This is a genomic window from Acidovorax cavernicola (genome assembly GCF_003581445.1).
Genome location: NZ_QXMN01000170.1, coordinates 1 through 1,954, shown reverse-complemented (window position 1 = coordinate 1,954; position 1,954 = coordinate 1). Strand labels below are relative to the sequence as shown.

The 1,954-nt window shown below is 72.4% G+C and carries 2 protein-coding genes; both read right to left on the bottom strand.

What is annotated here, in order from left to right:
• A partial coding sequence (locus D3H34_RS32155; protein ID WP_286186544.1) for a phospholipase D-like domain-containing protein occupies positions 1 to 823 on the bottom strand: 823 nt, incomplete at its 3' end.
• A gap of 3 nt (positions 824 to 826) precedes the next feature.
• The coding region (locus tag D3H34_RS32150) for a gamma-glutamyltransferase (protein WP_205736856.1) at positions 827 to 1,954 on the bottom strand (1,128 nt) is incomplete at its 5' end.

Here is a 1,954-nt window from a genome sequence, read left to right as displayed (position 1 = left end):
CGGCGCGCTGGTAATCCTGCGGGGCGGGTGCGGCCGCGGTTTGCGCGAGCCTGGCGTCGAGGCGCTGGCGCTGCGCGAGGTCATGCGGCGGCAGCAGGGCGGCGACCGGATAGGACGAGTCGCTGGCCCAGTAGCGGTCGAAGTCGTGCGAGACCTCGGGCACGATGGCGCCCACGGCCAGCACATCGAGGTCGGCAAACAGCACACCGTCGGTCGCGCCGAAGTATTCGTCGCCGATGTTGCGTCCGCCTATCACCGTGGCCTGGTTGTCGGCGGTCAGCGACTTGTTGTGCATGCGCCGGTTGGCGCGCGTGAAATCGGTGAGGTAGCCCAGGGCCTTGGGGCGGCGCACCGCCATGGGGTTGAAGAGCCGGACTTCGATCTGCGGGTGCTGGTCGAGCGCGCTCCACTGGGCGTCCAGGCCCGAGGTGCCGACGTCGTCGAGCAGCAGGCGCACGCGCACGCCGCGCCCGGCCGCGGCCAGCAGTTCCCGGGCCAGCAGCGCGCCCGTGGTGTCGTCGTGCCAGATGTAGTACTGCACATCGAGCGTCTGCTGCGCGGCGCGCATCAGCAGTGCGCGCGCGGCAAAGGCTTCGAGCGGATCGGACAGCGCGTAAATGCCGCTGAGCCCGGCGTGGGCCGCGGCCTGGGGCGCGAGCGCCTGGCCCAGCGGGGTCTGGGCGGCGGCGCTGGCCGGCAGCGCGCTGCTCGTGGTCCGGCCCTCGAGCGGCGGCAGGCCGCAGGCGGTCAGTCCGCAGCAGGCCGCGAGCAGCAGAATCCGGCAGGGCCGGCGCCAGTCGACAGGCGCAATGCGCGGCGGCATGCGTCAGTCGCCCATCACGCTGCCTTCGCGGCGCGCGTCGGAGCCGCTGAACCACATCAGCTGGCCGTGCGCGCTGCCGCGCACGATCACCTGCAGGCCGCTGGTCATCTCGATCTGCCGCACTTCGCCGCCGCGCGCCTGCAGCGCCTGCACCGTGCTGGCCGGAAAGCGCTGCTGCTCGAGCTGCGTGGGGCCGCTGACATTGCCGAAATTCGGCAGGTCGATCGCCTGCTGGGGCATCAGTCCCCAGTGCAGCGTCGCGTACAGCGCCTTGGCGGTGTAGTGGATGATCTGCGCGCCGCCCGGGCTGCCGGCGCTGGCCAGCAGCCGGCCGGTGGCGTTGTCGAACACCAGCGTCGGCGACATCGACGAGCGCGGACGCTTGCCGGCCTGCACGCGGTTGGCGACGGGCGCGCCGTTCGCGCCGCGCGGGCTGAAGCTGAAGTCGGTCAGCTGGTTGTTGAGCAGGAAGCCGCCGCTGCGCGGCTGGGCGCTGTGCAAGCTGGTGTTGACCATGCGGCGCGCGCCGAACTGGGCTTCGATGGTGGTCGTGAGCGCGAGCGCATTGCCGCTGGCGTCGACGATGCTGATGTGGCTGGTGCCGTATTCGGGCTGATGTGCCATGGGCGCGAACGACACGCGCTCGGGCTGTGGCGCCGGCGTGCCGGCCGCGGCGCTGGCCATGTGGCGCGGGCCGATCAGCTGCGCACGCTGGGCGATATAGGCGGGCGCGAGCAGGCTGCGCCAGCTGCCGGCCGGGGGCGGCACGAAATCGGGATCGGCCAGGTAGAGCGCGCGGTCGGCATAGGCGAGGCGCGCGGCCTCGCTGTAGTAATGCAGCCATTCGGCGCCGGGCAGGCCGTCCTCGCCCAGCGGCAGGCCGTTGGCCGGCGTCTGCTTGAGCATGCCCAGGATCTGGCCGATGGCGATCGCACCCGAGCTCGGCGGCGGAAAGCCGCAGAGGCGGTAGCTGTTCTGGCTCGCGGGGATGTTGACCTGGTAGTCGTGGCACAGCGCCTGGCGCTCGCGCGGCTGGTAGCCCGCAAGATCGGCCAGGCTCATGCGGCCGGGCGCGCCGGGATGGGGGCGCACGGCGTCGACGATGGCCTGGGCCGCAGGGCCTTCGTGCAG